General features: G+C 73.0%; 28 protein-coding genes. 11 read left to right on the top strand and 17 right to left on the bottom strand.

The features are described 5' to 3' along the window. Positions 1-16: 16 nt before the first annotated feature. Together AB0C04_RS23965 and AB0C04_RS23960 are read left to right on the top strand one after the other, a co-directional pair. Entirely contained in the window at positions 17-868 is an 852-nt protein-coding gene (locus AB0C04_RS23965; RefSeq protein ID WP_357058207.1) for a hypothetical protein, read from the top strand. 16 nt (positions 869-884) lie between these two features. Continuing rightward, complete coding sequence (locus AB0C04_RS23960; RefSeq protein ID WP_357058205.1) at positions 885-1,415, top strand: hypothetical protein; 531 nt, start codon at positions 885-887, stop codon at positions 1,413-1,415. A gap of 17 nt (positions 1,416-1,432) precedes the next feature. Here AB0C04_RS23960 and AB0C04_RS23955 read toward each other — a convergent pair whose 3' ends face one another. The 3 genes from AB0C04_RS23955 to AB0C04_RS23945 all read right to left on the bottom strand — a co-directional run bounded on the left by AB0C04_RS23955 (position 1,433) and on the right by AB0C04_RS23945 (position 3,527). Next, positions 1,433-1,831, bottom strand: coding sequence for a DUF2267 domain-containing protein (locus AB0C04_RS23955; protein ID WP_357058203.1), 399 nt, complete (start codon positions 1,829-1,831; stop codon positions 1,433-1,435). A 102-nt stretch (positions 1,832-1,933) separates the two neighbouring features. Then, positions 1,934-3,199, bottom strand: a complete 1,266-nt coding sequence (locus AB0C04_RS23950) for a GAF domain-containing SpoIIE family protein phosphatase (RefSeq protein ID WP_357058201.1) — start codon at positions 3,197-3,199, stop codon at positions 1,934-1,936. 10 nt (positions 3,200-3,209) lie between these two features. Further along, positions 3,210-3,527 (bottom strand): STAS domain-containing protein, encoded by a 318-nt coding sequence (locus tag AB0C04_RS23945; protein ID WP_357058199.1) that lies wholly within the window; start codon positions 3,525-3,527, stop codon positions 3,210-3,212. A 200-nt stretch (positions 3,528-3,727) separates the two neighbouring features. On the opposite strand from AB0C04_RS23945, the gene AB0C04_RS23940 reads away from it, so the two are divergent. Next, positions 3,728-4,096: an ATP-binding protein gene (locus tag AB0C04_RS23940; RefSeq protein WP_357058197.1), complete on the top strand. Its 369-nt coding sequence runs from the start codon at positions 3,728-3,730 to the stop codon at positions 4,094-4,096. A gap of 107 nt (positions 4,097-4,203) precedes the next feature. Here AB0C04_RS23940 and AB0C04_RS23935 read toward each other — a convergent pair whose 3' ends face one another. The 5 genes from AB0C04_RS23935 to AB0C04_RS23915 form a co-directional block, all read right to left on the bottom strand. Next, the gene (locus tag AB0C04_RS23935) at positions 4,204-4,638 is read right to left on the bottom strand and encodes a MerR family transcriptional regulator (protein ID WP_357058195.1); all 435 of its coding nucleotides are present in this window, start codon (positions 4,636-4,638) and stop codon (positions 4,204-4,206) included. Further along, positions 4,635-4,964 carry a hypothetical protein gene (locus AB0C04_RS23930; protein WP_357058193.1) on the bottom strand — a complete coding sequence of 110 codons (330 nt, stop codon included), beginning with the start codon at positions 4,962-4,964 and terminating at the stop codon, positions 4,635-4,637. Before AB0C04_RS23930 ends, AB0C04_RS23935 begins: the two co-directional genes overlap by 4 nt. A 136-nt stretch (positions 4,965-5,100) precedes the next feature. Continuing rightward, a complete protein-coding gene (locus tag AB0C04_RS23925) occupies positions 5,101-6,690 on the bottom strand; it encodes an MDR family MFS transporter (protein ID WP_357058191.1) in 1,590 nt (529 codons plus the stop codon). A gap of 35 nt (positions 6,691-6,725) precedes the next feature. Beyond that, on the bottom strand, positions 6,726-7,346 hold the full coding sequence (locus AB0C04_RS23920; protein ID WP_357058189.1) for a TetR family transcriptional regulator: 621 nt from the start codon (positions 7,344-7,346) through the stop codon (positions 6,726-6,728). 64 nt (positions 7,347-7,410) lie between these two features. Then, positions 7,411-7,578, bottom strand: coding sequence for a hypothetical protein (locus AB0C04_RS23915; protein ID WP_357058187.1), 168 nt, complete (start codon positions 7,576-7,578; stop codon positions 7,411-7,413). Positions 7,579-7,799: 221 nt separating this feature from the next. Between AB0C04_RS23915 and AB0C04_RS23910 the strand changes: the two genes are divergently transcribed. Both AB0C04_RS23910 and corA read left to right on the top strand, forming a co-directional pair. Continuing rightward, positions 7,800-8,831: a PHB depolymerase family esterase gene (locus AB0C04_RS23910; protein ID WP_357058185.1), complete on the top strand. Its 1,032-nt coding sequence runs from the start codon at positions 7,800-7,802 to the stop codon at positions 8,829-8,831. A gap of 212 nt (positions 8,832-9,043) precedes the next feature. Further along, positions 9,044-10,168, top strand: a complete 1,125-nt coding sequence (corA, locus tag AB0C04_RS23905; RefSeq protein WP_357058183.1) for a magnesium/cobalt transporter CorA — start codon at positions 9,044-9,046, stop codon at positions 10,166-10,168. Between the two features lie 81 nt (positions 10,169-10,249). On the opposite strand, the gene AB0C04_RS23900 is transcribed toward corA, so the two are convergent. Both AB0C04_RS23900 and AB0C04_RS23895 read right to left on the bottom strand, forming a co-directional pair. After that, positions 10,250-10,435 carry a hypothetical protein gene (locus AB0C04_RS23900; protein WP_350873174.1) on the bottom strand — a complete coding sequence of 62 codons (186 nt, stop codon included), beginning with the start codon at positions 10,433-10,435 and terminating at the stop codon, positions 10,250-10,252. A gap of 178 nt (positions 10,436-10,613) precedes the next feature. Further along, on the bottom strand, positions 10,614-11,129 hold the full coding sequence (locus AB0C04_RS23895) for a 2'-5' RNA ligase family protein (protein WP_350873173.1): 516 nt from the start codon (positions 11,127-11,129) through the stop codon (positions 10,614-10,616). Positions 11,130-11,212: 83 nt separating this feature from the next. Here AB0C04_RS23895 and AB0C04_RS23890 point away from each other — a divergent pair, with 83 nt between their 5' ends. The 3 genes from AB0C04_RS23890 to AB0C04_RS23880 all read left to right on the top strand — a co-directional run bounded on the left by AB0C04_RS23890 (position 11,213) and on the right by AB0C04_RS23880 (position 14,364). Continuing rightward, positions 11,213-11,722 carry a DinB family protein gene (locus AB0C04_RS23890; RefSeq protein WP_357058278.1) on the top strand — a complete coding sequence of 170 codons (510 nt, stop codon included), beginning with the start codon at positions 11,213-11,215 and terminating at the stop codon, positions 11,720-11,722. 153 nt (positions 11,723-11,875) lie between these two features. Next, positions 11,876-12,298: an SCP2 sterol-binding domain-containing protein gene (locus tag AB0C04_RS23885; protein WP_357058180.1), complete on the top strand. Its 423-nt coding sequence runs from the start codon at positions 11,876-11,878 to the stop codon at positions 12,296-12,298. Beyond that, positions 12,298-14,364: a glycogen debranching N-terminal domain-containing protein gene (locus AB0C04_RS23880; protein ID WP_357058178.1), complete on the top strand. Its 2,067-nt coding sequence runs from the start codon at positions 12,298-12,300 to the stop codon at positions 14,362-14,364. The genes AB0C04_RS23885 and AB0C04_RS23880 overlap by 1 nt, the downstream gene beginning before the upstream one ends. A gap of 310 nt (positions 14,365-14,674) precedes the next feature. Here the strand turns inward: AB0C04_RS23880 and AB0C04_RS23875 are convergent, their stop codons facing one another. Together AB0C04_RS23875 and AB0C04_RS23870 are read right to left on the bottom strand one after the other, a co-directional pair. Beyond that, positions 14,675-15,523 (bottom strand): hypothetical protein, encoded by an 849-nt coding sequence (locus AB0C04_RS23875; RefSeq protein ID WP_357058176.1) that lies wholly within the window; start codon positions 15,521-15,523, stop codon positions 14,675-14,677. Between the two features lie 99 nt (positions 15,524-15,622). After that, positions 15,623-16,129: a DinB family protein gene (locus AB0C04_RS23870; protein ID WP_357058174.1), complete on the bottom strand. Its 507-nt coding sequence runs from the start codon at positions 16,127-16,129 to the stop codon at positions 15,623-15,625. 140 nt (positions 16,130-16,269) lie between these two features. Between AB0C04_RS23870 and AB0C04_RS23865 the strand changes: the two genes are divergently transcribed. Beyond that, positions 16,270-17,178, top strand: a complete 909-nt coding sequence (locus AB0C04_RS23865; protein ID WP_357058173.1) for a DUF72 domain-containing protein — start codon at positions 16,270-16,272, stop codon at positions 17,176-17,178. 78 nt (positions 17,179-17,256) lie between these two features. On the opposite strand, the gene AB0C04_RS23860 is transcribed toward AB0C04_RS23865, so the two are convergent. After that, positions 17,257-17,625, bottom strand: a complete 369-nt coding sequence (locus AB0C04_RS23860; RefSeq protein WP_357058171.1) for a hypothetical protein — start codon at positions 17,623-17,625, stop codon at positions 17,257-17,259. Positions 17,626-17,800: 175 nt separating this feature from the next. After that, positions 17,801-18,433, bottom strand: a complete 633-nt coding sequence (locus tag AB0C04_RS23855) for a hypothetical protein (protein ID WP_357058169.1) — start codon at positions 18,431-18,433, stop codon at positions 17,801-17,803. A gap of 195 nt (positions 18,434-18,628) precedes the next feature. Between AB0C04_RS23855 and AB0C04_RS23850 the strand changes: the two genes are divergently transcribed. Continuing rightward, entirely contained in the window at positions 18,629-18,799 is a 171-nt protein-coding gene (locus AB0C04_RS23850; protein ID WP_357058167.1) for a hypothetical protein, read from the top strand. Positions 18,800-18,802: 3 nt separating this feature from the next. On the opposite strand, the gene AB0C04_RS23845 is transcribed toward AB0C04_RS23850, so the two are convergent. The 3 genes from AB0C04_RS23845 to AB0C04_RS23835 form a co-directional block, all read right to left on the bottom strand. After that, positions 18,803-19,666, bottom strand: coding sequence for an alpha/beta fold hydrolase (locus tag AB0C04_RS23845; protein WP_357058165.1), 864 nt, complete (start codon positions 19,664-19,666; stop codon positions 18,803-18,805). A 105-nt stretch (positions 19,667-19,771) separates the two neighbouring features. Further along, positions 19,772-21,031, bottom strand: a complete 1,260-nt coding sequence (locus AB0C04_RS23840) for a hypothetical protein (protein ID WP_357058163.1) — start codon at positions 21,029-21,031, stop codon at positions 19,772-19,774. Between the two features lie 286 nt (positions 21,032-21,317). Further along, on the bottom strand, positions 21,318-21,977 hold the full coding sequence (locus tag AB0C04_RS23835; protein ID WP_357058161.1) for a class I SAM-dependent methyltransferase: 660 nt from the start codon (positions 21,975-21,977) through the stop codon (positions 21,318-21,320). A gap of 316 nt (positions 21,978-22,293) precedes the next feature. On the opposite strand from AB0C04_RS23835, the gene AB0C04_RS23830 reads away from it, so the two are divergent. Next, positions 22,294-24,351, top strand: a complete 2,058-nt coding sequence (locus tag AB0C04_RS23830; RefSeq protein ID WP_357058159.1) for a DNA topoisomerase IV subunit B — start codon at positions 22,294-22,296, stop codon at positions 24,349-24,351. The last annotated feature ends 43 nt before the right edge of the window (positions 24,352-24,394 follow it).

Below are 24,394 nucleotides of genomic sequence, written 5' to 3'. Positions count from 1 at the left end.
AGAGGAAGGTGGCGGCATGCCGATCCGCAGGGAGCGGACGCTCCGGGTGATCAAGGGCGCGAAGAGCGGCGGCCCGGCGCAGCGCCGGGTGGTCACCCGTCGACTGCCCGCGCCGGCCGGCGGCATCGAGGAGGTGCTGGGACGGCTGGACCGGGAGCCGGTGCAGGACCCGACGGAGGTTGCGGACCTGACCGTCGTCGGGGATCCGGCCGAGGTCGAAGACCTACCGGACCCCGACGCCGACGGCGCGACCGCCGACGGCGCGACCGCCGACGGCGCGACCGCCGACGGCGCGACCGCCGACGGCGCGACCGCCGACGGCGCGACCGCCGACGGCCCGGACGGTGCCGCGGAACCGGACCGCGACGCGCCGGCCGGGTCGGGGCGACGCCGGGCCCTGGCCGGTCTGCTGGTGGTGCTGCTCGCCGCCGCCCTGGCCGGCGCCGGCGTCTACGGGCACCGCTGGTACACCGCCCGGGCCACCGAGCAGGCCCGGCAGGCCGCGCTGGCCGCCGCCCGGCAGGCCAGCGTCAACTTCGTCTCGGTCAGCGCCGCCAGCGTCGACCGCGACCTGCAACGGATCACCGCGGGCGCGACGGGTGACTTCAAGGAGGAGTTCACCCGGGGGCAGGCGCAGGTCCGCACCGCCGTGGTGGAGAACAAGGTCGACTCGCAGGGCACCGTGCTGCGGGCCGGCCTGGTCTCCGGCGACCGGCGGCGGGCGGTCGCGCTGGTGGCCGTCGACGCCACCGTCCGCAACGTCAAGGCGCCCGAGGGCCGTCCGTCGCACTACCGGATCCAGCTGGACCTGGTACGCGACCGGGACTCGGGCGCGTGGCTCGTGGCGAAGCTCCAGTTCGTCGGCTGACCGGAGGAGGTTCTCGATGCGTACCCCCGCACTCCTGCGCCGCGGCCGCGCCGCGCGCGCCCCCTGGCGACCCCGCCGGGTCCGGCTGGTGCCGGTGCTGGTGGCCGCCACGCTGCTCGCGGCCGTCGCGGCCGGTCTCGCCTGGTACGGCGACCGGGCCGCCGAGCGGCGCGACGCTGCCGTACGCCAGGCGCTGGCCACCGCGCCGGCCGCCGCCAAGGCGATCTTCTCGTACGACTACCGGACGTTCGACGAGAGCGTGGCGAACGGGCGGACCTTCGCCACCGGCGCTTTCGCGGAGGAGTACGCGCGGACCACGGTGACCCTGAAGGAGACGGCCGGCAAGCAGCAGGCGGTGGTGTTGGCCGAGGTCTCCGCCACCGGGGTGGTCAGCGCGGAGACCGACCGGGTGGAGTTGCTCGTCTACCTCAACCAGTACCGCCGCAACGTGAGCACGGCGGGGGAGAAGGTCGACCAGAACCGGGTGGTGCTCACCCTGGTGCCGGTCGACGGCGAGTGGAAGGTCTCCCAGGCCACCGCCATCTGAGCACCGGGTACGGGCGCTCAGCCGCCGCGCCGGTCGTAGCGGCCCGCCGAGTCGGTGAGCTGCCAGAACTCCTGGGGCAACTGGGTGACGATGTCGTCGTACGCGCCGGGTGGCAGGGCCTCCCGGAGCGTGTCGAAGACGGCCCGCACCCCGTCCCGGGCCGCCGCGGCATCCACCTCGGCGCGCCCGCTCACCTGGGAGATGAAGGAGTTGAAGCTGAACCGGCCGGTCTCACCGGGTGGCCCGTACGCGTATCCCCGCAACTCCTCGGGGAGCTGAGCGGCCAGGTCCTTCGCCTCGCCCCCCTCGATCCGCTCGGCCAGCGTGGTGAGCGTGGCACGCGTGATGGCGGTCGCCTGCTCGGCCGAGGTGCGCAGGCGCTTCGCCACCGAGTCGATGAACTCGCTGTTCTCCACCTTCGCGGCCTTTCTCTGCGAGGAATAGCGGCGTCTACCCGCCTGCCGGGAGGGCAAACGGTCACCGCGGTCCGCGACGCGTGGCCGGGACGTCGCCGGCGCTCAGGCCGCCGACTTCTCCCCGGTGCGACGTACCGCGAGCACCGCGACGTCGTCGGTGGCCGCCGCCTCGTCGAGCAGCGCCGCCATCGCCGTGGTGCACATCGTGTCGGCCGGCGCGCAGGTCAGCGCCGCGCGGAGCAGTTCGACGCCGTCGTCGAGCGGCCGGGTGCGTCGCTCGACGAGCCCGTCGGTGTAGAGGAAGAGGCAGCCGCCCGGTGGCAGGGAGGCGGGGGTGTTGTGCCGGCGGGCGCTTCGGTACGCGCCCAGAGGCAGGTCGGGGGCGACGGCGATCAGCCGGGAGGGCTCGTCCGGCTCCGTGAGCACCGGCGGCAGGTGTCCGGCGCTGGAGAGGGTGAGGCTGCCGGTGCTCGGGTCCAGGACGGCGTAGAGCACGGTGGCCATGACGTCGGGCTCGAAGAGCTGCACCTTGCGGTCGAGGCGGGTGAGCACGTCGGCCGGGTCGTCGGTCTCCAACGCGTAGGCACGCAGGGCGCTGCGGATGCGGCCCATCACCACCGCGGCCCGCAGGCCGTGGCCGGCGACGTCGCCGATGGCGAACCCTATCTGCCCGGACGGCAGCGCGAAGAGGTCGTACCAGTCACCGCCCACGCCCACCGCGGCGCCGGGGACGTAGCGGGCGGCGACGTCCAGCCCCGGCACCGCCTGCGGCCGGGCCGGCAGCAGGCTGCGTTGCAGGGCCACCGCCGCGGCGCGGTCCAGCCGCGACAGCCGGGCCTGGGTGGCGAGGCTGGCCCGGTCCGCCACCAGTCGGAGCAACTCGACATCGTCGTGGGTGAACCGTCGCGGGGTCAGCGTCCCGACGTGCAGCACCCCGATGACCTGGGTGCCGTTGAGCATCGGTACGCCGAGGACGGAGACCACGCCGCGGGTGAGCAGGATCGGATTGAGGACGTTGGTGTGGTCCACCTGATCGAGCATGACCGGCTCGCCCCGGGCGGCGACGGAGCCGGCGAAGCCGCGGCCGACCGGCAGCCGGACGCCCTGCCGCACCTCCTCCTCGAGGCCGCTCGCGGCGGTGGCGACCAACTCGGTGCCGCTGGGATCGACGAGCAGGATCGCGGCGGTGTCGGCCTGAAGCAGGTCACGGGTCCGCTCCAGCAGTTCGTCGAGCAGATCCTCCACACCCAGCTGGGAGAGCGCGGCATCGGTGATGGTCTGTAGCCGGCGGAGTTTCTCCTCGCTGCCGGCCCGTGACACGTCGCCGCTCATCACCATCGCATCCTCGACCTGGCGGACAGCGTCCATGCCGCGACCACTACCGGCTGGCCGGCGTGGCGAGATGCTCCCACACCCCGGTCATCCGCAGGAGTTGACGGACCATACCCTGGGCGCCGGTCACGTGGTAGGGCTTGCCGTGCTCGTCGGCGAGCCGCCGCCCCTTCAGCAGGACGTTTATCCCGGCGGAGTCCAGGAACGTCACCCCACCGAGATCGACGATGATCGCGGGGGCGTCCTCCTGCGCCGCGGCGGCGACCGCGCGCTCCAGGTCGTCGGCGGTGGAAAGGTCGACCTCACCCCGCACGGCAATCGTGGCGGCGTCGGCCGTGCGGTGGCTGGACAATGACAACGGCACGCCGAACTCCTCCTCTCGCGTCCCCGGACCGGACGGTCGTGCTGACTTTATAGTGGGGCACCGGCAACTGCGGCCACTCGGGCGCGCAGAGCTGGTGGCGGCTAGGCTCCGGCGGTGAGGATGTTGTGGATGTGACATCAGCCGATCAGCCGGATGCGGATCCGGCTGCGGCGACGATACGCGGTGTCACGCCGCACGGCGTGGCTGACGTCCGCCACCGGGTGACGCGCGCGGCCCTGCGTGCCGGCCTGGCGCCCGAACACGCGGAACAGTTCACCATCGCGGTGAACGAAGTCGTGATCAACGCGATCCAGCACGGCGGCGGCGCCGCCGACGTCACCCTCGCCCCCGCACCGGGCACGGTCACCGTCACGGTCCGCGACAGCGGCGGCGGGATCCCGGCCAACGTCACACCTCGGCTGCCGACGCCGCACACCCTCGGCGGGCGGGGGCTCTGGCTGGTGCAGCAGCTCTGCCGGGACGTCACGGTCCACACCTCCGATGCCGGTACCGTCGTCACCCTGAGCGTCACCGCGGGGCCGGATGTGACACCGGAGCGACTCGACTAGCGGGCCGCCGCCGACGTCGGGCCGGCGGGGCGCCGGCGCTTGGGCGTGGCTCGCCCGGGGGTCGCAGCTTCCGGCTCTCCTCGTCCTTGTCGACGGCATGCCGCCGCTCATCCTGCGCCGACGCCGGACGCCGACGTGGGGAACGGGATCGGGCAGGCCGGCTGGGCGGCGCACTCCGCCAGGTCGTCGCAGCCGGCGGCCAGCGCGGCACGCAGCGAGTCGGCGACGTCCCGCAGATCGGTGATCCGGGCCGTCACCTCGGCCAGCTTCGCCTCGGCGCGGGGGCGCAGACCGGGGTTTCGGCGCCGGCCGGGATGGCGGCGGCCGGTGGCGAGCAGGGCGGCGATCTCGTCCAGGGTGAACCCGAGGCGCTGCGCCGCTTTGATCATCCGGAGCAGGGTGATCGCCTCGGTCGGATAGAGCCGGTGCCCGCCCGGGGTGCGCCGCGGCTCGGCGAGCAGGCCGCGACGTTCGTAGTAGCGCAGCGTCTGCGGGTTCACCCCGGCGGCCTCGGCCAGTTGGCCGCTGCGCAGGCCGTTCACCGGGACATCCGGCTGACCGCCCGGGCGGCGAGCGCGTCGAGGACGTCGACGTACGCCGCCGGCACGGCGACGTCCACCTGCACCGCTCCCTCGACCGGCCGGACGGTGAAGGAGAAGAACGCGCAGCAGCTGCTCTCCCGGCCGGCCAGTTCCCGGGCGGTGGGACCGGCCGCCGGGTCGAGCCACCACCGCAGCCGGGTGGGCGCCAGCCGGCGTTGCCCCCGCAGCGCGACGGTGAAGAGGTCGTCGAACTCGGTGAGCCGCACCGGACGCTCCGCGGTGGGCAGGGTGCACGCCGGCGGCACCCATTCGTCGTTCGGGGTCATCCTCCGACGGTAAGCCCGTATCCGGGTACCGGATGCAAGCCGGCCGGCCGCGCGAGGATCGTCGCGCGGCCGGCCGTGGCGGGAGGGGGTTCCGCGGCGCGGTGCCGGCGCCGCGGAACCCTCTTCCGGCCGGGTCTCAGTGCGAGACGCCGGCCGCCTGCGCGGCGGCTTCCTCCTGGGCCCGCCGCTCGTCGCCGCTGAGCGTGTGCAGCGGCTTCTCCTTGATGAAGATGACCACCACCATCGCGAGCAGGGCCAGCGGCGCGCCCACCAGGAACAGGTCGGCGGTGGCCGTGCCGTAGACGCCCTGCACGATCCGCAGCACCGGCTCGGGCAGCGTGGCGAGGTCCGGAACCTGCGTCCCGGAACCGCCGCCGGCGGCCGCGGGTCCGAGCTTCTCGGCCATCAGATCGGTGATCCGGTTGGCCAGGACGGCGCCGAGCACGCTGACGCCGATCGCGCCGCCCATGCTCCGGAAGAAGGTCAGCATGGAGGTGGCCGCGCCCAGCTCGTGGGCGGGCACGTCGTTCTGCGCCGCCAGCACCAGGTTCTGCATGAGCATGCCGACGCCGATGCCGAGCACGGCCATGTAGATCGACAGGACGAAGACGCTGGTCTGCGCGTCGATGGTGCCGAGCAGCACCATCCCGGCCGTCATGATGGCGCCGCCGGCGACCAGGAAGATCTTCCAGCGGCCGTACTTGGTGATCAGCTGACCCGCGACGGTCGACGAGACGAGCAGCCCGAAGATCATCGGCAGGCTCATCAGGCCGGCCACCGTCGGCGACTTGCCCAGCGAGATCTGGAAGTACTGCGACAGGAAGACCGTGCCGCCGAACATGGCCACGCCGACCAGCACGCTGGCGACGGTGGCCAGCGAGACCGTGCGGTTGCGGAAGATGTCCAGCGGGATGATCGGCTCGGCGGCCCGGGACTCGACGAACACCGCCACCGCCAGCAGTACGAGACCGCCGGCCACCATCAACGCGGTCCAGCCGGATGCCCAGGCGAAGTGGTGACCGGCCAGCGACGACCAGACCAGCAGCAGCGACACGCCGGCCGTGATCAGCGCCGCGCCGAGCCAGTCGATCTTCACCTGGCGGCGGACGACGGGCAGGTGCAGCGTCCGCTGGAGCAGGACGATCGACAGGATGGTGAACGGGACGCCGATCAGGAAGCACCAGCGCCAACCGAGCCAGGAGGTGTCGACCAGGACCCCGCCGATGAGCGGTCCCGCGATGGTGCCGACGCCGAAGACGGCGCCGAAGATGCCGGCGTACCGGCCGAGCTCCCGCGGCGGGATCATCGCGGCCATGACGATGGTGGCGAGCGCGGTCATGCCGCCGGCGCCGATGCCCTGCACGATCCGGCTGAGCAGCAGCACCTCGACGTTCGGCGTGAAGCCGGCGATCAGCGAGCCGGCCACGAAGAGCGCCAGTGACGACTGGATGAGCAGCTTCTTGCTGTAGAGGTCGGCCATCTTGCCCCAGAGCGGCACGGTCGCCGTCATGGCCAGCAGTTCGGTGGTGACGATCCAGGTGTAGACGGTCTGGCTGCCGTTCAGGTCGGCGATGATGCGCGGCAGCGCGTTCGCCACGACCGTGGAGGCGAGGATCGACACGAACATGCCGACCATCAGGCCGGAGAGGGCCTGGAGGACCTCGCGGCGGGACATGCGGGCCGGGCCGACCTCGACGGGATCGGCGGGCACGGTTGATGCGGACATCGTTTCCTCAACTTGTGGCGGGAGCGGTCAGGGGATCAGGTCTTCGGGCCGGGGTCGGCCAGCCCGGCGGCGAGCGCGTCGAACGCCTCGTCGACCAGGTCGGCGAGGGACCGGGTGCCGCCGGCGGCGGCCCAGCGCAGCATGGCGGTGCGGAACGCGGCGCCGGTGACGGTCGTGAGCAGGGTCGGGAAGCCGTGCTCCGGGGATACGCCCACCCGGCCGGCCACCACCTCGATCATCGCCCGCTCCGCCTCGGCGCCCACCGTGACCAGGCGCGGCAGCAGGGCCGGGTGCTGCGTGACGACCGTCATCCGCAGCAGCCACAGCTCACGATCGGCCTGCATCTCGTCGATGACCTCGGCGAGGGCGGTCCGGATGGCCGCGAGGGCGGGCACCTGCGGCGGCACCTCGGCGACGCGGGCCACGAATTGGGCGCTCTGCACGGCCTGGTCGCCGATCAGCGCGTCTTCCTTGCTCGGGAAGTAGTTGAAGAAGGTCCGGGACGAGACGTCGGCGGCGGCGCTGATCTCCTCCACCGTCACCTGCTCCAGCCCGCGCTCGGCGACCAGCCGCAGCGCGGCGGTGGCCAGCGCGGCGCGGGTCTGCCGCTTCTTGCGGTCCCGGAGTCCGGGCGCGGCGGGGGAGGGTTCGGCCATCACCGGGTAACCCTAGGAACGATCTTTCAGTCCGTGCAAACTTTCGCCTCGCGAAGTGAGCAGACTAACCGCCGGGCGACTCCTGCTCGGTCCGCGCGGTGTCCGGCACCCGGGCTTCCTCGTCGGTCAGCGCGTCGTCGTCGTGCTCGGTGAAGCGCTCCGGTTCGCGGCGTTCGGTCCGCTCCGGGCGGTCCCGGGTGGGTGCGCGCTGCTCCTCGGAACCGGATGACACTGGGGGTGGCCTCCCGCGTTCGGCGGTGCCCGGCGGTCTGCCGGCGTTTTCGGATACCCGTCGCCGCCAATCCGACACAGGGACCCGACCGGCGGTCACGGTGGCCCGACGACATCCCCGGAGGGCCGGTTGTGTGGCCCGCGCGCATATGGACTGTGATGTATGTCTCGGTACCGTCGGCGCACGCCGGCGTCGCCGGTGCCGGGCGACAGGAGTGGATCATGAGAGTGTGGTGGAAGGCGCTGGCCGCCGCCGTCGGCCTGCTGCTGGCCGTGCCTCCCGCGAGCGCCGCGCACGCGGCCGGCACGCCGTACACCGTGCCGCCCGTCGCCGGCTCGCTGAACACGTACAACGTCTCCGCGGTGTACGTCGCCGGGGTCTCCTCGGGCGGGTATCTGGCCACTCAGCTCCAGGTGGCGTACTCCGGGCGGATCCGAGGCTCGGCGATCTTCGCCGCCGGCCCGTACTACTGCGCGCAGAACACCGTCAGCCAGGCCCTCTACGCGTGCGGCGACAACATCTACCCGACGTACCTGGCCAACCTCGAGACCTACACCCGCACCTGGGCGTCGTACGGCTGGATCGACCCGGTGGCCAACCTCGCGTCCCGTCCGGCGTACGTCTTCCACGGCAACTCCGACAACACGGTGAAGAAGTCGGTCACCGACGACCTGGTCCGCTACCACCAGCGGTTCGGCGCCAGCGTGCAGTACGACAGCGGCTCCGCGGCCGGCCACGCCTGGGTGACCCCGTACGGCACCGGCGGCTGCACGGTGACCGCCTCGCCCTTCCTCAACGACTGCGGCACCGACCCGCAGGGCGCCTTCCTGCGCAAGCTGTTCGGCTCGGTGCAGGCGCCGAACACCGGGCCGCTGCGCGGCACGCTCACCCGCTTCGCCCAGAACACCTTCGCGGTCAACGGCTGGGCCAACGGCATCAGCATGGACACCGCCGGCTTCGCCTACGTCCCGGCATCGTGCGCCGCCGGCCAGTCCTGCCGGCTGCTGGTCGCGCTGCACGGCTGCCTGCAGGGGTACGGCAAGGTCGGCACCGCCTTCGTCGACCGCGCCAACCTCAACCAGTACGCCGACACGAACAACACGATCGTGCTCTATCCGCAGGCCACGACCTCGACCGCGAACCCGAACGGGTGCTGGGACTGGTGGGGCTACCTCGGCGCGACGAACTACCCGATCAAGGGTGGCGCGCAGGTCGAGACGATCATGAACATGGTCCGCCGGCTCGACGGCTGAGGCACCGGCTGATCTACGGGGCGGGACGGGCTTGCGGCGCCTCGACGGCCAGCGGGTACGCGCCGGCCGTCGAGGCTGAGCGCGACCGCCGTGCGGGTTTCGGCCGGGGCGGAACGGGGATGCAGCCGCCCCAGGTGAGCCCGGCCTCGACCCGGCCGGCCGGTGGCGCGGACCGGCGCGGCCACCCCACCGGGACGTCCGGGGAGGTGGTCATGGTCGACAACGATCCCCGCCCGGAGGGCGGCTTCGGCCGCCAGCTGGACGAAAACGAGGTCAGCCCGAGCGGACGGGAGCCGGAAGAGCCGGCGACCCCCTTCGGCGGTCTGATCGACAGCGCCGTCTACACCCGAGGGCGCCGGCGCGCGTCACCGTCCACCCTCGCCGACACCTACCGCTGCCTGCAGGAACTGACCGATTCGATGGCCTGGATCGGGCTGTACCGGCCGGACAGCGACCAGATCATCTCGCTCGCACGGGAGTTCCGGCTGCACGACCTGGCCGTGGAGGACGCGATCAACGCGCACCAGCGGCCGAAGCTGGAACGCTACGGGGAGACGCTCTTCGTGGTGCTGCGCGCGGCCCGCTACCTCGACCAGCGCGAGGAGGTCGAGTTCAGCGAGGTGCACCTCTTCATCGGCCCCGGGTTCGTCATCACCGTCCGGCACGGCGAAGCGCCGCAGCTGTCCGCCGTGCGGCGGCGGCTGGAGGACGAGCCGGGGATGTTGGCCCGGGGCCCCCAGGCGGTGCTCTACGCGATCCTTGACCACGTGGTCGACGGGTACGCCCCGGTGGTGGCCGGTTTGGAGAACGACATCGACGAGATCGAGACGGAGGTCTTCGGCGGCGACCCGAACGCCAGCCGGCGAATCTACGGGCTCAGCCGCGAGGTGATCCAGTTCCAGCGGGCGGCGCGCCCGCTGCTCGGGGTGCTCGGCGCGCTCGCCGCCGGCTCCGGCAAGTACGGCAGCGACGAGGAGCTGCAGCGTTACCTGCGGGACGTGACCGACCACCTCACCCAGGTGGTGGAGCGGGTGGACAGCTTCCGACACCTGCTGCAGAACATCCTCGCCGTGAACGCCACCCTCGTCTCGCAGCAGCAGAACGAGGAGATGCGCAGCCTCACCGCGGCCAGCTACGCCCAGAACGAGGAGCTGAAGAAGGTCTCCTCGTGGGCGGCGATCCTGTTCGCCCCGACCCTGATCGGCACCGTCTACGGCATGAACTTCGTGCACATGCCGGAGCTGCGTTGGCGGTTCGGCTACGTCTTCGCGGTCGGGTTGATGGCGCTCGTCTGCGGCACCCTCTATCTGATCTTCAAGCGCCGCGGCTGGCTCTGACCCGCCGCTGCCAGCCGGCAGATCCTGGCAGGAAACGGCCCATCGAGGTGCCGCTCGTACCAGGATCCGAACGGGCTCGGGCTACTCGAAGCCACGCAGGATGTGTCGCTCGTACTCGGTGTCGTCCTCGTCGGTGCCGATCCGGCCGAGCATGGCGGCAGCGCCCCAGATCGCCAGGGGGGTGGCCGGCCCGGTGGTGCCGCCGCCCTGAGGGTCGTCGGTGCTCCGGCTCCGTTCGATCGGTGGCGCGCTGCGTTGAGCCTGCATGGCACTGCCTCTCTCGTCGCAGCCGTGCCCGTTGGGCGGGGCGGCCCCGCGACAATGCGGATCGCACGCCGGCCAGCCCGCGGTCGGTGTGACACGGCTCACTGCAACCATCGCATGCCGGGGTTCGTAGGCACACGCGGTTTCCCATTACCCGACTCTTCTCCAGCCCACGCCGCGTTCAGGGCAGCGGGCAGGAGATGCCCCGGGCGTGGTCGGTGAGCGCCGCGCCGACCACGGTCGCCTCCACCGGCAACACCTCCAGGCAGCGCCGCACCGCGGCGGCCATCAACGTGTTCGGTACCCGCATCGACAGCGTGCAGTGCGGTACCCACCGCCCGGGCTGGTAGTGCTCGACCAGGGTGATGCCGGCCGCGGCGAGCCGGGCGTGCACCTCCCGGTGGTGGGCGAGCAGCTCGGCGGTGGGCGTCGCCCCGAGCCAGAGCACCCGGCCGACGAACTGCCCGGCGTGCTGGAACGACAACCGCAACGGCGCGGCAACCACCGTGTCGCGCAGCGCCGCGCTGACCCGCTCCGGGTCGAAGCTCGGCGCCACCGCGAGCGAGACGTGCGGGCGGTGCCGCTGTTCCAGCAGGGAGCGCATGCTCTGCACACCCTCGGATTCCAACGCGTCCCACAGCACCCGGATCCGCCGGGTGGCGTCGGTGTCCAGGTAGAGCTCCAGCGCCGCGACCACATGATCACGGTAGCGGTCAGGTTTGACCGTCGCCGGTGGCGGTACCTCTGCCAGCGGGGGCGACTACAGGAGGCGTGACCCGAGTGGACGTGAGTGAACTGCTGACCGAGACATACGACCGGCTGCCCGACCTGGTCCGCGCGGCGGTCGACGGGCTCAGCCCGGAGCAGCTGCGTCAGGCTCCCGGGCCGGGCGCCAACCCGGTGGGCTGGCTGGTCTGGCACCTGACCCGGGTCCAGGACGACCACGTCGCCGACCTGATCGGGACGGAGCAGGTGTGGACCACCGGCGACTGGGCCGCGCGCTTCGGTCTCACCAGCGATCCGGGCGACACCGGCTACGGGCACACTGCCGAGCAGGTGGCCGCCGTCCGGCCGGAGAGCGCGCGGGCGCTGCTCGACTACTACGAGACGGTGCACGCCCGGACCCGGGACTTCCTGGCCGGTCTGCGCCCGGCGGACCTGGACCGGGTGGTCGACGAGGCGTGGGATCCACCGGTGACCCTCGGCGTCCGGTTGGTCAGCGTGGCCGAGGACGATCTCCAGCACGTCGGACAGGCCGCCTACGCCCGTGGCCTCGTCGAGGTCGGCTGACCGCTCCCGGGGGCACCGAGGTGGGCGGCCGGTCGTTCCCGCTATACCGAGGCGAGGCGGGGCGGGTGGCGCCCGTCCGCGTCGGACCACCCGGTCCGGGTGAGGCCGGCTCACCCTGGCCGGTGCGACCCTCCGAGGACGAGGGGAGGGCCGATGGCGAGCACGGCGCGGGACTATCTGCAAGGGCTGGCGCCCGGCCGGCGACCGGAGCTACCGGAGCGGACCGCCGGGACGCTGCGGCTGGACGCGCACGAGAACGGCACCACCGAGAGCTGGTACCTCACCGTCGCGGACCAGCACGTCGAGGTGAGCCGGTCAGCCGAGGGCGCCGACCTGGTGGTCCGGGCCGACCGGACGGTCTTCGACCAGCTGGCGGCCGGGCAGACGCACGTGTCCAGTGCACTGCTGCGCAACGACCTGACCGTGCAGGGCAACATCCGGCTGCTTCTGCTGCTCCGGCGGATCTTCCCCGGTTCGCCGGACGCCCGGCACCCGCGCGCGCTCGGCCGGCAGCGCACCGCAGGGTCCGAGCGCCGCGGTGGGCCGGAGCGCAGCGGCGGACGGGACGAGCGGTGATGCCGCAGCAGCCGGTTTGCGTGATCGCGGGGAACGCCTTCGCGGTCAGTGACGCGCAGGGTGACATGGAGGTCGACCCGCGCCACCCGATCGGGGTCTTCTCGTTCGACACCCGGTTCCTGTCCCACTGGGTGCTCAGCGTCGACGGGGAGCGGCTCAACGCGCTCTCCCGCGACGACATGACCTACTTCGAGACCCGGTTCTTCCTGGTGCCCGGGAAGGCGAGCCACTACGTCGACGCGGACATCTCGCTGATCCGGCACCGATCCATCGACGACAGCTTCAACGAGCGGATCACGCTGCTCAACCACTCGGCCGAACCGGTCGAGCTCACCGTCCGGCTGGACATCGGCAGCGACTTCGCCGACACCGCGGAGATCCGGCAGCCGCGCCAGCGCACCGTCGTGGTCACCGCGGATCAGGAGCGGCACCAGTTCCGGCTGCGCTACCAGCGGGAGCGCTTCACCCGGGAAGCCACGGTGACCAGCACCGCGCCGGTCGACGTGGACCAGGGTGGGATGACGTTCCGGATCCGGGTCGAACCGGAGGGCAGTTGGGTCACCGACCTGCACGTCGGGATGACGATCCACGGTGAGGGCGGGCGGGACCTGCGGGCCAGCCTGGAGTCGCACCGGGACATGGTGCGCCGGGGCATGCGCGAGGACCTGCAGGACTGGCTGGACCGGGCGCCGCAACTGATCACCGAGCGGAGGGAGTTGGCCGCGTCGTACGTGCGCAGCCTCACCGACCTGGCGTCGCTGCGGTACGTGCCGCTGGTGAACCCCGGCCGGGTGCCGATCGGTGGCCTGCCCTGGGCGATGGCGCTGTACGGGCGCGACAGCCTGCTCACCTGCCTGCAGAGCATCGCGTTCACCCCCGAGCTGACGCCGGCCACACTTCGCATGCTCGCCAATCTGCAGGGCGGCCGGCTCGACGACGAGCACGACGAGGAGCCGGGCAAGATCCTCTCCGAGCTGCGCTACGGCGAGTCGGCCGCGTTCGGCGACCGGCCGACCTCCCTCTACTACGGCGCGGCGGACACCACCCCGCTCTTCGTGGTGCTGCTCGACGAGTACGAGCGCTGGTCGGGCGACGCCGATCTGGTGCGGGAGCTGCGGCATCCGGCCCGGATGGCGCTGGACTGGATCGACGACTACGGCGACATGACCGGCGACGGCTACCTGCGCTACCAGACGCGCAACGACCGGCACGGCACCGTCAACCAGGGCTGGAAGAACTCGCCGGACGCGATCAGATACGCCGACGGCCGCACGCCCGGTCTGCCCCGGGCGACCTGCGAGTTGCAGGGGTACGCGTACGACGCGAAGCGGCGCGGAGCCCGGCTGGCCCGGGAGTTCTGGGACGACCCGGCGTACGCCGACCGGCTGGAGCGGGAGGCTGCGGAGCTGAAGCAGCGGTTCAACCGGGACTTCTGGCTGCCGCACCGGGAGTACTACGCGCTCGCCCTGGAACCGGACGGGACACCGGTGGACGCGCTGTCGTCCAACATGGGACATCTGTTGTGGAGTGGGATCGTCGACGACGAGCGCGCCCCGGCCCTCGCCGCGCACCTGGTCGGCCCGGAGCTCTTCTCCGGCTGGGGGGTGCGGACCCTGGCCGTTGGGCAGCACTGCTACAACCCGGTCGGCTCGCACCTGGGGGCGGTGTGGCCGTCGGACAACGCGCTGATCGTCGCCGGGCTTCGGCACTACCGGCGGGACGCCGAGGCCGCCCAGATCGCCGCGGGCATCTTCGACATGGCGCACACGCTCGGCGGCTCGGTGCCGGAGCTGGTCGCCGGTTACGAGCGGGAGTTCACCAAGTATCCGGTCCAGCTGCCGGCCGCCGGCCGCCCCCAGTCCTGGTCGGCGGGCGGGCTGCTGATGCTGCTCGGCGCCCTGCTCGGACTGCGGCCGATCGGGGACAACCTGCTGGTCAACCCGAGCCTGCCGCCCGGTTTCGGGCGAATCGAGCTGCTGGACATCCCGGGCCGCTGGGGGCACTCCGACGCGTACGGGCGGGATCGGGCCGCCTCCCCCCGGGAGAGTCGACCCCGGCTGCGCTGACCAGCGGCGGGCGCACCGCCGGCTCAGCGGATCGGCCACCACGGCGCGGGCACGTCGTACCCGGCGGAGATCTCCTCGGCGACCGTCAGGTCATCCGTCACGAGCAGCGCCGCCTCCAGCACCCGGGCCGGCACGGCGCTGGCGTGCCAGGCGCGTACCGCCCGCGCCCAGGGCCGCGGGTCGTCGGGCTGCCAGTACGCGAGATGCTCGGCCAGATGCCGGGCGGCGGGCTGGCCGCCGTCGTTTGCCTACGTCGACAGATACGGCCGCAGGTCCACCCCGGTGGCGCCGATCGCGGCGAGCACGTCGGTCACCTCGACCGGCGCCGGAAAGTCGCTGAGAGTCCGTCGCCACCAGGCGTCCAGGTACGCCTCGACGGCCTGCTGCTCGTCCGTGGGCCAGCTGCGCCAGTGCTCGAACGACCGTCGGCGGCAGGGGTCTTCCGCCCTGCGCTCGGCGGCCGCCGTTCGCCGTCGCCCGGTTCGTCGGGACGCCCCGGCGGCTCGTTCGGCGGCTTGGTCGGTCGGCTGCTCGGGTGGGCCGGAACCACCGGCCGGTCCGAGGGCTTGCCGTGGGATCGCTCGTCGGCGAACACCTGGTCGCAGTAGTCGGCTACCCGGCCAGGGCCACCGGCTGCGCTGACCAGGCCGGCGAAGGCGGGACTCTCCAGCGCCCGGCCGCGGTTGTCACCGGTCTCCCCCCGGTAGGCCCGGCAGAGACCGACGACGGCAGCGGCGGGAGTCGGGCGGCCAGTCGTGCCCGGACCCGCTTCGGGCCCCGGGCTGCCGCCGGGGGAGCGCTGACCGGGTGAGGCGGACGGCGCGGGAACGGTGGTGGTCGGCTCCGGCGGCGCGCCCGGCAACGTGCCGGTGGCGGCGAGCGCGACCCCGCCGGTGGCGGCGAGGGCGAGCGTGGCCAGGGCGGCCCGCAGGCCCATCCGGACCGTGGTGGCCCGCCTGCGTCGCGGCGGGTCGGCGGGCGCGGCGAGGGCGCGGTGGAACGCCTGCACGGCGGCGTGCTCACCGTCGAGCTCACCGGGGCGCGGCGCGGCGCGTAGGGCCGTCAGGAGCAGCACGAGCGGGCGCAGGCCATCGTGGTCAACGACGGGACCGCCGAGCAGGCGCTCGACGGTCTCCGGGTCCATCCGGTGTGCATTCATCTCGTGTCCCTCAGCGCCGGGCGCCGGTGGGACGTCACATCGCACGCCGCGGCTCCGGGACCGGAGTCGGCGGCGGTGGCCGGGCCTGGATGCGGGGGGTCAGCCCATGGTCTTGGCGCCGTCGATCGACTCGCGCAGGATGTCGGCGTGCCCGGCATGCTGGGCGGTCTCGGCGATGACGTGCAGCACCACCCGTCGCACCGACCAGCTCACCCCCGGCTCGAACCACGGGGCCACCGGCAGCGGGTGTGCGGCGTCGAGGTCGAGCGTGGCGACCAGCTCGTCCGTCTGCGCGGCCACCCGGGCGTATTCGTCGAGGAGACCGGCGAGGGTCTCACCCTCCTGCATCTGGAACTGGCCGACCCAGTCGACCGGCTCGGACTGCATGGCCTCGGCGCCGCCGACCGCGAACCGCAGCCAGCTTCGCTCGGTGAGCGCCACGTGCTTGATCAGGCCGCCGAGGCAGAGCTCGCTGACCGTGGTGCGGGCGGCGGCCTGCTCGTCGGTGAGCCCCTCGACGGTCTGGCGCAGGAAGCCGCGGTGGCGGTGGAGCGACAGCAGGAGATCGGCCTGCTCGCTGGTGCCGACCTGCTCGGAGATGGTCATGGACGCCGCCCTTCACTGGTGGTGGACCACGCCGAGCCTAGGACCGGGCACCGACATTTCGGTGTCCCGCGCGGCTGGCGGTCGGGCCAGCGCGGGCGCACCGGTTGCCGATCCCGGCCGAAGGGGGTGAACTGAATGACATGGGTGTGATTCGGGTGGGCACGTCGTCCTGGGCCGATCAGTCACTGCTGCGCTCGGGCTGGTACCCCCGCTCGGTGAACACGCCCGCCGGCCGGTTGCACTACTACGCCGAGCGCTTCGGACTGGTCGAGGTGGACACCTCGTACTACGCGGTGCCGGCGCCGGAGACCACCCAGGGCTGGGTGGACGCCACCCCGGCGGTGTTCACCTTCGACGTCAAGGCGTTCAGCCTGTTCACCGGGCAACCGACGCCCGTCGCCGCCCTCCCGCGCGACCTGCGACCGGCCGGCGGCCCGAGCCGGATCCGCCGTCGTGACCTGCCCGCCCCGGCGTACGAGGAGCTGTGGGCCCGGTTCCGCGCGGCGCTGGACCCGATCGCGGCGGCCGGCAAGCTCGGCGCCGTGCTGCTCCAGTTCCCGCCGTGGCTGGTGCGCGGAGCCGCCGCCGAGCGGCGCATCGCCGAGCTGGCCGAGCGGTGCCGTCCGTGGCGGGTCGGGGTGGAGCTGCGGCACGGGTCCTGGTTCGACGGCCGGTCCGCCCTGGACACCCTGGAGTTCCTGCGCACGCACGAGCTGAGCCTGGTCTGTGTCGACATGCCGCAGGGGCATCCGTCGTCGGTCCCGCCGATCCTGGTCGCCACCGCGCAGCCGGCGGTGGTCCGGTTCCACGGGCACAGCGACGCCTGGGAGAGCGGCGACAAGCAGGAGCGGTTCCGCTACGCCTACGGTGACCGGGAGCTGCGTTCCTGGTCCGAGCTGCTGACGGAGCTGGCCAGCCACGCCGACGAGCTGCACGTGCTGTTCAACAACTGCTGTGCCGGGCAGGCCCAGCGGGACGCGGAGCAGTTGGCGGCGCTGCTGGCCGGCGCCGGCCACGCTCGTCCCACCGCGGCCGGCGCCGCGAGCTGACGCCGTCGCCCGGCCGCGCCCGTGACCGTCCGGGATCGACGGTCGGGTGTCCCGGGCCGGACCGCTCCCGGCGGGGCCTCAGGTGGTGCGGCGGCCCCGGGCGCGGAAGGCGTCCTGCGCCCGCTCGTCGATGTCCGCGTCGTCCGGGAAGGACCGGCTGGGCGGCGTCGGGTCCGGCGGTGCCCCCGGCCCGGCCTCCGTCAGCCGGGTGGGCTCGACCGAGCCGAACCCGTGCCGACCCTGCGGCCCGGACGGCCCGGCCGGCGCTCCGGCCCGGCGTTCACCGCGTCGTCCCTCCGGCACCGCGGTCTCCTCGCTGCCCTCGTCCATCGGCGAGTCCTCGTCCGAGCCCCAGGGCGGCTCCGTGTCGTAGACGTCCCGGGTGCCCCACGGGACCGTCACCTCCGGATCGCGCGGAGTCCCACTGCGTCCCTTGTCCGCCGTCATGTCCACCTCGCTGCTCGGTCCGCCGGTACCGGCGCTGATTGCCCGTCACCGCGCCGGTCATGCCCGCTGAGCCGCGAGGGCGGACACCGGTCGGGACGGGCGTGGCCGGTTGCCGGCGGACGCCGGCCGGCACCCCACCCGAGGAGTCGGCGGGGTGCCGGTCGCGCCGGCCGTTTCAGCGGCCGGACATCGCCATCGGCTTCTTGGCGGCCATGCCCAGGCCGGCGACCTTGGCCACCCCCTTCGGCGCGCTGATCAGCCCACCGGCCCTGCCCAGCATCCCGCGCCACATCTGGCCCGGCTTCTGCTGCTCGCTCATGTACGCGGTCACCACCACCAGCGCGCCGGTCATCGCCGGGACCGCCCACTGGAGCAGCTTCATCTGCCGCTGGTTGGCGGCGACCTTGCTCGGCGTCTGGTGGTTCGGCTCGGTGATGCCGTCCACCGGCGGTCCACCGGCCTTCTGCAGCCGCATGCCGAGCAGTCGGCTGTAGCCGGTGATCGCGAGCGCGCCCACGGTCAGCGCTGTCTTGATCGTGCTGGCCCGGGCCACGCCGGCCTGGCTGGCCACCCGAGGGCTCTCGGTGACCAGTTCGCCGACCGCCCCGGCCAGGTGCGCGCCGATGGCGGCCGCGTTGACTGGCGTCCACCGGGACCAGCCCATCGAGGCGACCGGGAGGCGCTGGGTCGCGTCACTGATTTTCGCCGCCGCGCCGTTGACCCCGAGCGCCCCCATCAGAGAGCCGCCGAACCAGGCCGCCAGACCCAGATCGTGCATCGAGCGCAGTGCGGTATGCCGTTCGGACATCTGATCCCCTTCCGCCGTGTCGGGCGGTGCGGCATACCCACCGCCCGCGCGGCTAACCCCGTCCGTCACCCGCCGAGACCTCCGGGCGGGGGACAGGCGGGACAGCCGGCTCGTACGGGTCGTAGCGGCGGCGGCAGGAGTCGTCCGGGCCTGCGGGGGTAGAGCAGTCCTCAGCCACGAGGAGGGGGAACGGGGATGAGCCAGCCCGAGGAGAGCCGGGAGAAGACCCCGGAGACCGACGCGGTGCTGATGCACCCGGGCAACGACCCGAAGCGGACCACCGCCGAGGTGCCGCCGCGGCGGGACCACGGGGAGATCCGGGTGGAGCGGGACGGGGAGTTGGTGCCGCTCGATCCGGAGGAGTGAGGTCTAGCGCCGCCGCGGCAGGCCGGCGGCGAAGGCGGCCACCCGTCCGGCCAGCGGCGCCGCCGCGCGTACCCAGGTGAAGTGGTCCAGCGGGGCGCCGGCGTCCGCCACGGTGTAGTGCTCACGGAGCACCGGGGCCGCGGTCAGCTTGGCGCAGAGGTGGTCCATGGTGGCGTGCGGCGTGTACTGGTCGTCGTCCACGCTGATCGCGAGCACCGGGATGCGCAGCCCGCGCACCGCGGCCTCGGCGTCCACCCCGTCGAGCCGGGGGAAGCGCCCGGTCCGCGCGGTGTGCGCCCAGTCCCGGATGACCCCGCGCGCCTGCCGGCCACCGAAGCCCCAACCCGGCCAGACTCCGAGCAGCGCCGCGGTGGCGGCGATGCCCTGGGTGTACGGCAGCACGCCGTACCCCCGTCGGCCGGGGTAGCTGCGCCAGTGGGGGATGCCGACGGCCACCAGCGCCAGCCCGTCCACCGCGTCCTGGCCGTGCAGCGCGAGGTGCAGCAGCACCGCCTGGCCGCCGAGCGAGTGCCCGAGCAGCAGCCGGGTTCGCCCGTCCAGCCGGGGCTTGAGCGCCTCCAGCACGGCGCCGACGTCGCCGGCCAGTTCGGCGTAGCCGTAGCGGGACCGCCGGCTCGGCGCCGGTGTGCTGGCCCCGGTGCCGCGCAGGTCGGCGACGACCACGGCCAGGCCGGCCGCGCGCAACGCGGCGGCCAGTGGCCGGTAGTAGCGGGCCCGCACCCCCATCGCCGGCCAGACCAGCACCACCGGCGCGTCCGGCTGGTCCGGCTCGGGATAGACCTGCACCCCGATCCGCTCGCCGTCGACGTCGACGAACTCCTGGGTGTACTCGGCGGCTGCGCTCACCGGCTCAGCGTACGACGGGAAGCTACCGGCGGGTAGCTGGCGCGACGACGCGTGACCGTACGACGAGGGCCCCGCCGGCTCGGCGAGGCCCTCGTCGAACCCGGGTCAGGAGACGGTGATCGACCCGTTGCTGGCGCGGACGCAGGAGACCGCGCGGGCGGCCGTGGTGGCGGCGCCGGTCAGGCACTGGCCGAGCACCTGGTGCCCGGTGCCATTCGGGTGCCAGGACTCCTGGCAGGTCTGGAAGTAGGTGGCGCAGGTGTTCGCGATCTTCTGGATGGCGATCTTGTCCTTGCCGCTGAGACTGGTCACGAAGGTGCCGTTCGGCGGGCTGTTCTGCAGGCGGATGGGCGTGGCCAGCGCCCCGCTCGGGCTGGTCGCGGTCTCGCAGAGCCGGGCGCCGTCGAAGGCCCGCTGCACGTTCAGGTAGACCAGGTCGTCGGCGGGGAACTCGGCCGCGAGGGTGTCCCGGGTGGACTTCACCAGGGTGCCCAGGCCCTGCGAGAAGCGGTGACCGGGAGCCAGGCTGGCCCGGTGGATCGGGCAGCCGGCGGCGTAGCGCTCGGCGCCGAGCGCCCGGAACTTGTCCCGGGTGTCGTCCCGGCTGTCCTCCTCGTGGAAGCTCGAGTAGAGCTCCGGCGGCAGCGGGTTGGTGTAGTCCTGGAAGACGATCCGGTGCTGGCCGTCCGCGTCCACCTGGTCCAGGGTGGTCAGCAGCTGGCGTACCGCGGCGGTGGTCTCCGCGGTCGCGGCGCTGAACTGCGCCGCGGTGGCCAGGTCGGCGTCGCTGCACGGCTCCTGCGGTACCGGGCCGTTCAGGTACGCCCAGAACTCCCACCAGCCCGTCCAGGCGTCGGCGATGAACCGGTTGGCGCACTTCTCGGCCACGTTGCCGAAGGTGAACGAGCTGTTGTTCGAGCCGAGCCCGAGCAGGACCAGGTCGATGTCGTTGGTCTGCGCCACAGCGCGGAGCTGGTCGAGCTGGGCGGCCACCTGACGGCCGTTGGTCCGCGCCGACGACGCGGCGGCCATGTCGTGCGGCTGCCCTCCGGAGCAGGCCAGGTTGAACCGGTTCTGGATGCCGGGCAGCGTCGCACGGTGCAGCGAGGCGTTGGCCGAGCGGTGGCAGAAGTACGCGTTGCTGTTCGGCGCCGTCCACCCAGGGAAGCCCTGGGCGACGCCGTTGACGTCCACCACCGGGGTGTACGCCCCGGCGCCCTCGCCGCTGATGAAGCTGTCCCCGAGGGCGATCGCGGCGGTGGGCAGCGCGGCCGAGGCCGGGGCGGGCAGCGCCACGGCGGTCGACAGGGCGGCCGTGGCGACGGCGAGCGCCGCCAGCAACGTGCTACGGCGGAACCTGGACATACGTCTCCCATCCGTCCATCGAAATATGAAAGATTCTCCGGGAGAGCGCGATCAGATCACCCGCTGCTGACGGACGTCAATGGTTCGTCACGGAATCTTTCGATGACTGACACATCCGCCCGGAGCGCTGGCGGCGGCCGCCCGCGCATCGTGGGAGAAAGCGTGGCGGCGCTGTGGGGCCGGCGTCGATCCCGGGCGCGGCCCGGCACCGGGCCGCCGGAGTTTGCCCGTCAGGCGTCTGTCCGGCGCGGGCTGCGGCCCCGGGCCTCGGCTTGGGGGAGTGGGATCAGGCGGCGCGGTGGAACCGGGCGCGCCAGCGGCGTACGCCCTCGCCGTCGGTGATCTCCTCGACCCGCAGCGGCGTGAGCCCCGATCCGGCGAAGGCGTCGACCTCCGCCCGGGTCAGCGGCCACGGCGGGGCCACCGGCGGCTCCTCGTCGTCGGCCCGGCCGGCGGCGATCACCAGCAGCGTGCCACCCGGGGCGACCAGCTCGCCGACCGCGGCGAACGCGCCGGAGCGGAGCTGCGGCGGCAGTGCCTGCACGTTCATGCTCTCCAGCACCAGGTCGAACCCGTGTCGCCAGGCGGCGGGCGGGTCGAGCAGGTCCGCGGTGCGGTAGTCGACCGGCGAGCCGGGGTGCCGCTCCCGGGCCACCCGCACCGCGGTGGGGGAGATGTCGAAGGCGGTGGTGTCGAAGCCGAGCCCGGCCATGAACTCCGCGTCCCGGCCGTAGCCGCAGCCCACCACCACCGCGCGCCGGCCGGCGCCGGTCACGCCGTGCGCCGCCACCCACTCGACCAGCAGCCCGTGCGGCGAACCCCGGTCCCACGGCACCGCGGACTCACCCCGCTCGGCCTCGGTGTAGAGCCGCTCGAACCAGCCGGTCGGATCGCCCGCGGCCAGTGACTCGGCCGACAGTCGGCTGGTCGCCTCGTCCTCGTCCACGTCGTCTCCCGCCGCCCGCCAACGCCGGTCAGCGTAGCGGCCGCCGGCCGGCGTGCTCGTCCCCGCGGGCCGCCCGTACCCGGGAGACAGCCGCCCGCGCCGGAATCCGGGGAGTGCGCCCGGCGTTGGACCCGTGGGCGCCGCACTCCGCGCCGGTCACCCACGTTCGCGGCCGGCGTTCACGTCCGGACGCGGCGGGTCGCGCGGGGTGCCACGGGCTTGTCGGGGCATCGGGCTAGGCTCGCTGCGGCGCGCCGCGCCGGCGAGGCCCGCCGGTGAGCGGCACCACACCGCCGAGACCGGGGAGTACGACCAGTTGACCGCATCGCCTGAGACCCTCTACGGGGCCGACGACCTCACGCACCTCGAGGGGCTGGACGCCGTCCGCAAGCGCCCCGGGATGTACATCGGCTCCACCGACAGCCGTGGCGTGGGTCACCTAGTCAACGAGATCCTCGACAACTCCACCGACGAGGGTGTCGCCGGTCACGCCACCAAGGTCGAGGTGACGCTGCACGCCGACGGCTCGGTGCAGGTCGACGACGACGGCCGGGGCATCCCGACCGACGTGCACGCCAAGTCCGGCATCTCCGGTGTCGAGCTGGTGCTCACCCGGCTGCACGCCGGCGGCAAGTTCGGCGGCTCCGGCTACAAGACCTCCGGCGGCCTGCACGGTGTGGGCGCCTCGGCGGTCAACGCGCTCTCCCGTCGGTTCGACGTGACCGTCCGCCGCGCCGGCAAGACCCACGCGATGTCGTTCCGGCACGGCGTGCCCGGGATCTTCGACGGCGACGGCCCGGACGCCGCGTTCACCGCCGGCCCGGGCCTGCAGGTGGTCGGCGGCATGAAGCGCGGCCAGCGCACCGGCACGTCGATCCGCTACTGGTACGACCCCCGCTACTTCGAGACCGGCGCCGCGCTGGACACCGACGCGGTCCGCACGAAGCTGCGTAACACGGCCTTCCTGGTCCCCGGCGTGAGTTACCTGCTGCGCGACCGGACCGGCGAGGCGCCGACCGAGGAGCGCTTCCACTACCCCAACGGCCTGACCGACATGGTGGAGTTCCTCGCGCCTGCGGGCGACCGCCCGGTCTCGGGCACCCTGCTGGTCATTGGCGAGGGCAGCTACCGCGAGAACGCCGCCGACGCCAACGGCGTCATGCAGTCCAACGTGCAGCGCCGTGCCGAGGTCGAGGTGGCCTTCCGCTGGGGCACCGGCTACGAGCGCACCGTGGAGTGCTTCACCAACACCATCCGCAACGCGCACGGCGGCACCCACCGCAAGGGCTTCGAGCGGGCCCTGGCACGGACCCTCGCCGAGGCCGTCCGCAACACCCGCGGCCTGCTCAAGGCCAAGGAGGAGCCCCCGACCCTGGACGACGTCCTGGAGGGGATGACCGCGGTGGTGCACGTGCGGATCCCGGAGCCGCAGTTCACCTCGCAGACCAAGGACGAGCTCTCCACCGCCGGCATCACCAAGGTGATCCAGGGCGTGGTCGAGCAGCACCTCAAGGCCTGGCTGGAAGACCGGAAGACCAAGGCCGAGGCCCGCACGGTGCTGCAGAAGATCGTCGACGCGGCCCGGGTGCGGCTGACCCAGAAGCAGCAGAAGGACGCCGCCCGGCGCAAGACCGCCCTGGAAGGGGCGTCGATGCCGGCCAAGCTGGTCGACTGCCGCGCGGCGGGCATCGAGCGCAGCGAGCTGTTCATCGTCGAGGGCGACAGCGCCCTGGGCACCGGGCGCCTCGCCCGCTCCTCGGAATACCAGGCGTTGCTGCCGATCCGGGGCAAGATCCTCAACGTCCAGAAGGCCAACCTCCAGCAGGTGCTCGACAACGCCGAGTGCGCGGCGATCGTGCAGGTGCTCGGGGCGGGCTCGGGCCGTACCTTCGATCTCTCGGCGCTGCGCTACGGCCGGGTCCTGATCATGGCGGACGCCGACGTCGACGGCGCGCACATCCGTACGTTGCTGATCACGCTCTTCGCCCGCTACATGCGACCGTTGATCGAGGCGGGCCGGCTCTTCGCCGCGATGCCGCCGTTGCACAAGATCACCACCAAGGGGCGCAACCCGCAGACGATTTACACCTACACCCAGGCCGAGATGGAGGCGACGGTCCGCAAGCTGGAGAAGTCCGGCAAGCAGATCGTCACCCCGATCCCGCGCTTCAAGGGTCTCGGTGAGATGGACGCCGACGAGTTGTGGGAGACCACGATGAACCCGGCGACCCGGGCGGTGCGCCGGATCACCCTCGACGACGTCGACGCCGCCGAGCGGATCCTCGACCTGCTGATGGGCGAGAAGGTCGAGCCACGCCGCAACTGGCTGATCGACTCCGCCGACCGGGTCGACCGGGAGGCGATCGACGCATGAGCGAGGGCAGCGTGAACGGGAGCACCCGGTTCGGTCGAGGGGA

Source organism: Micromonospora sp. NPDC048909, assembly GCF_040649635.1.
GTDB lineage: Bacteria > Actinomycetota > Actinomycetes > Mycobacteriales > Micromonosporaceae > Micromonospora.
This window is presented reverse-complemented; position numbering and strand designations above follow the sequence as displayed.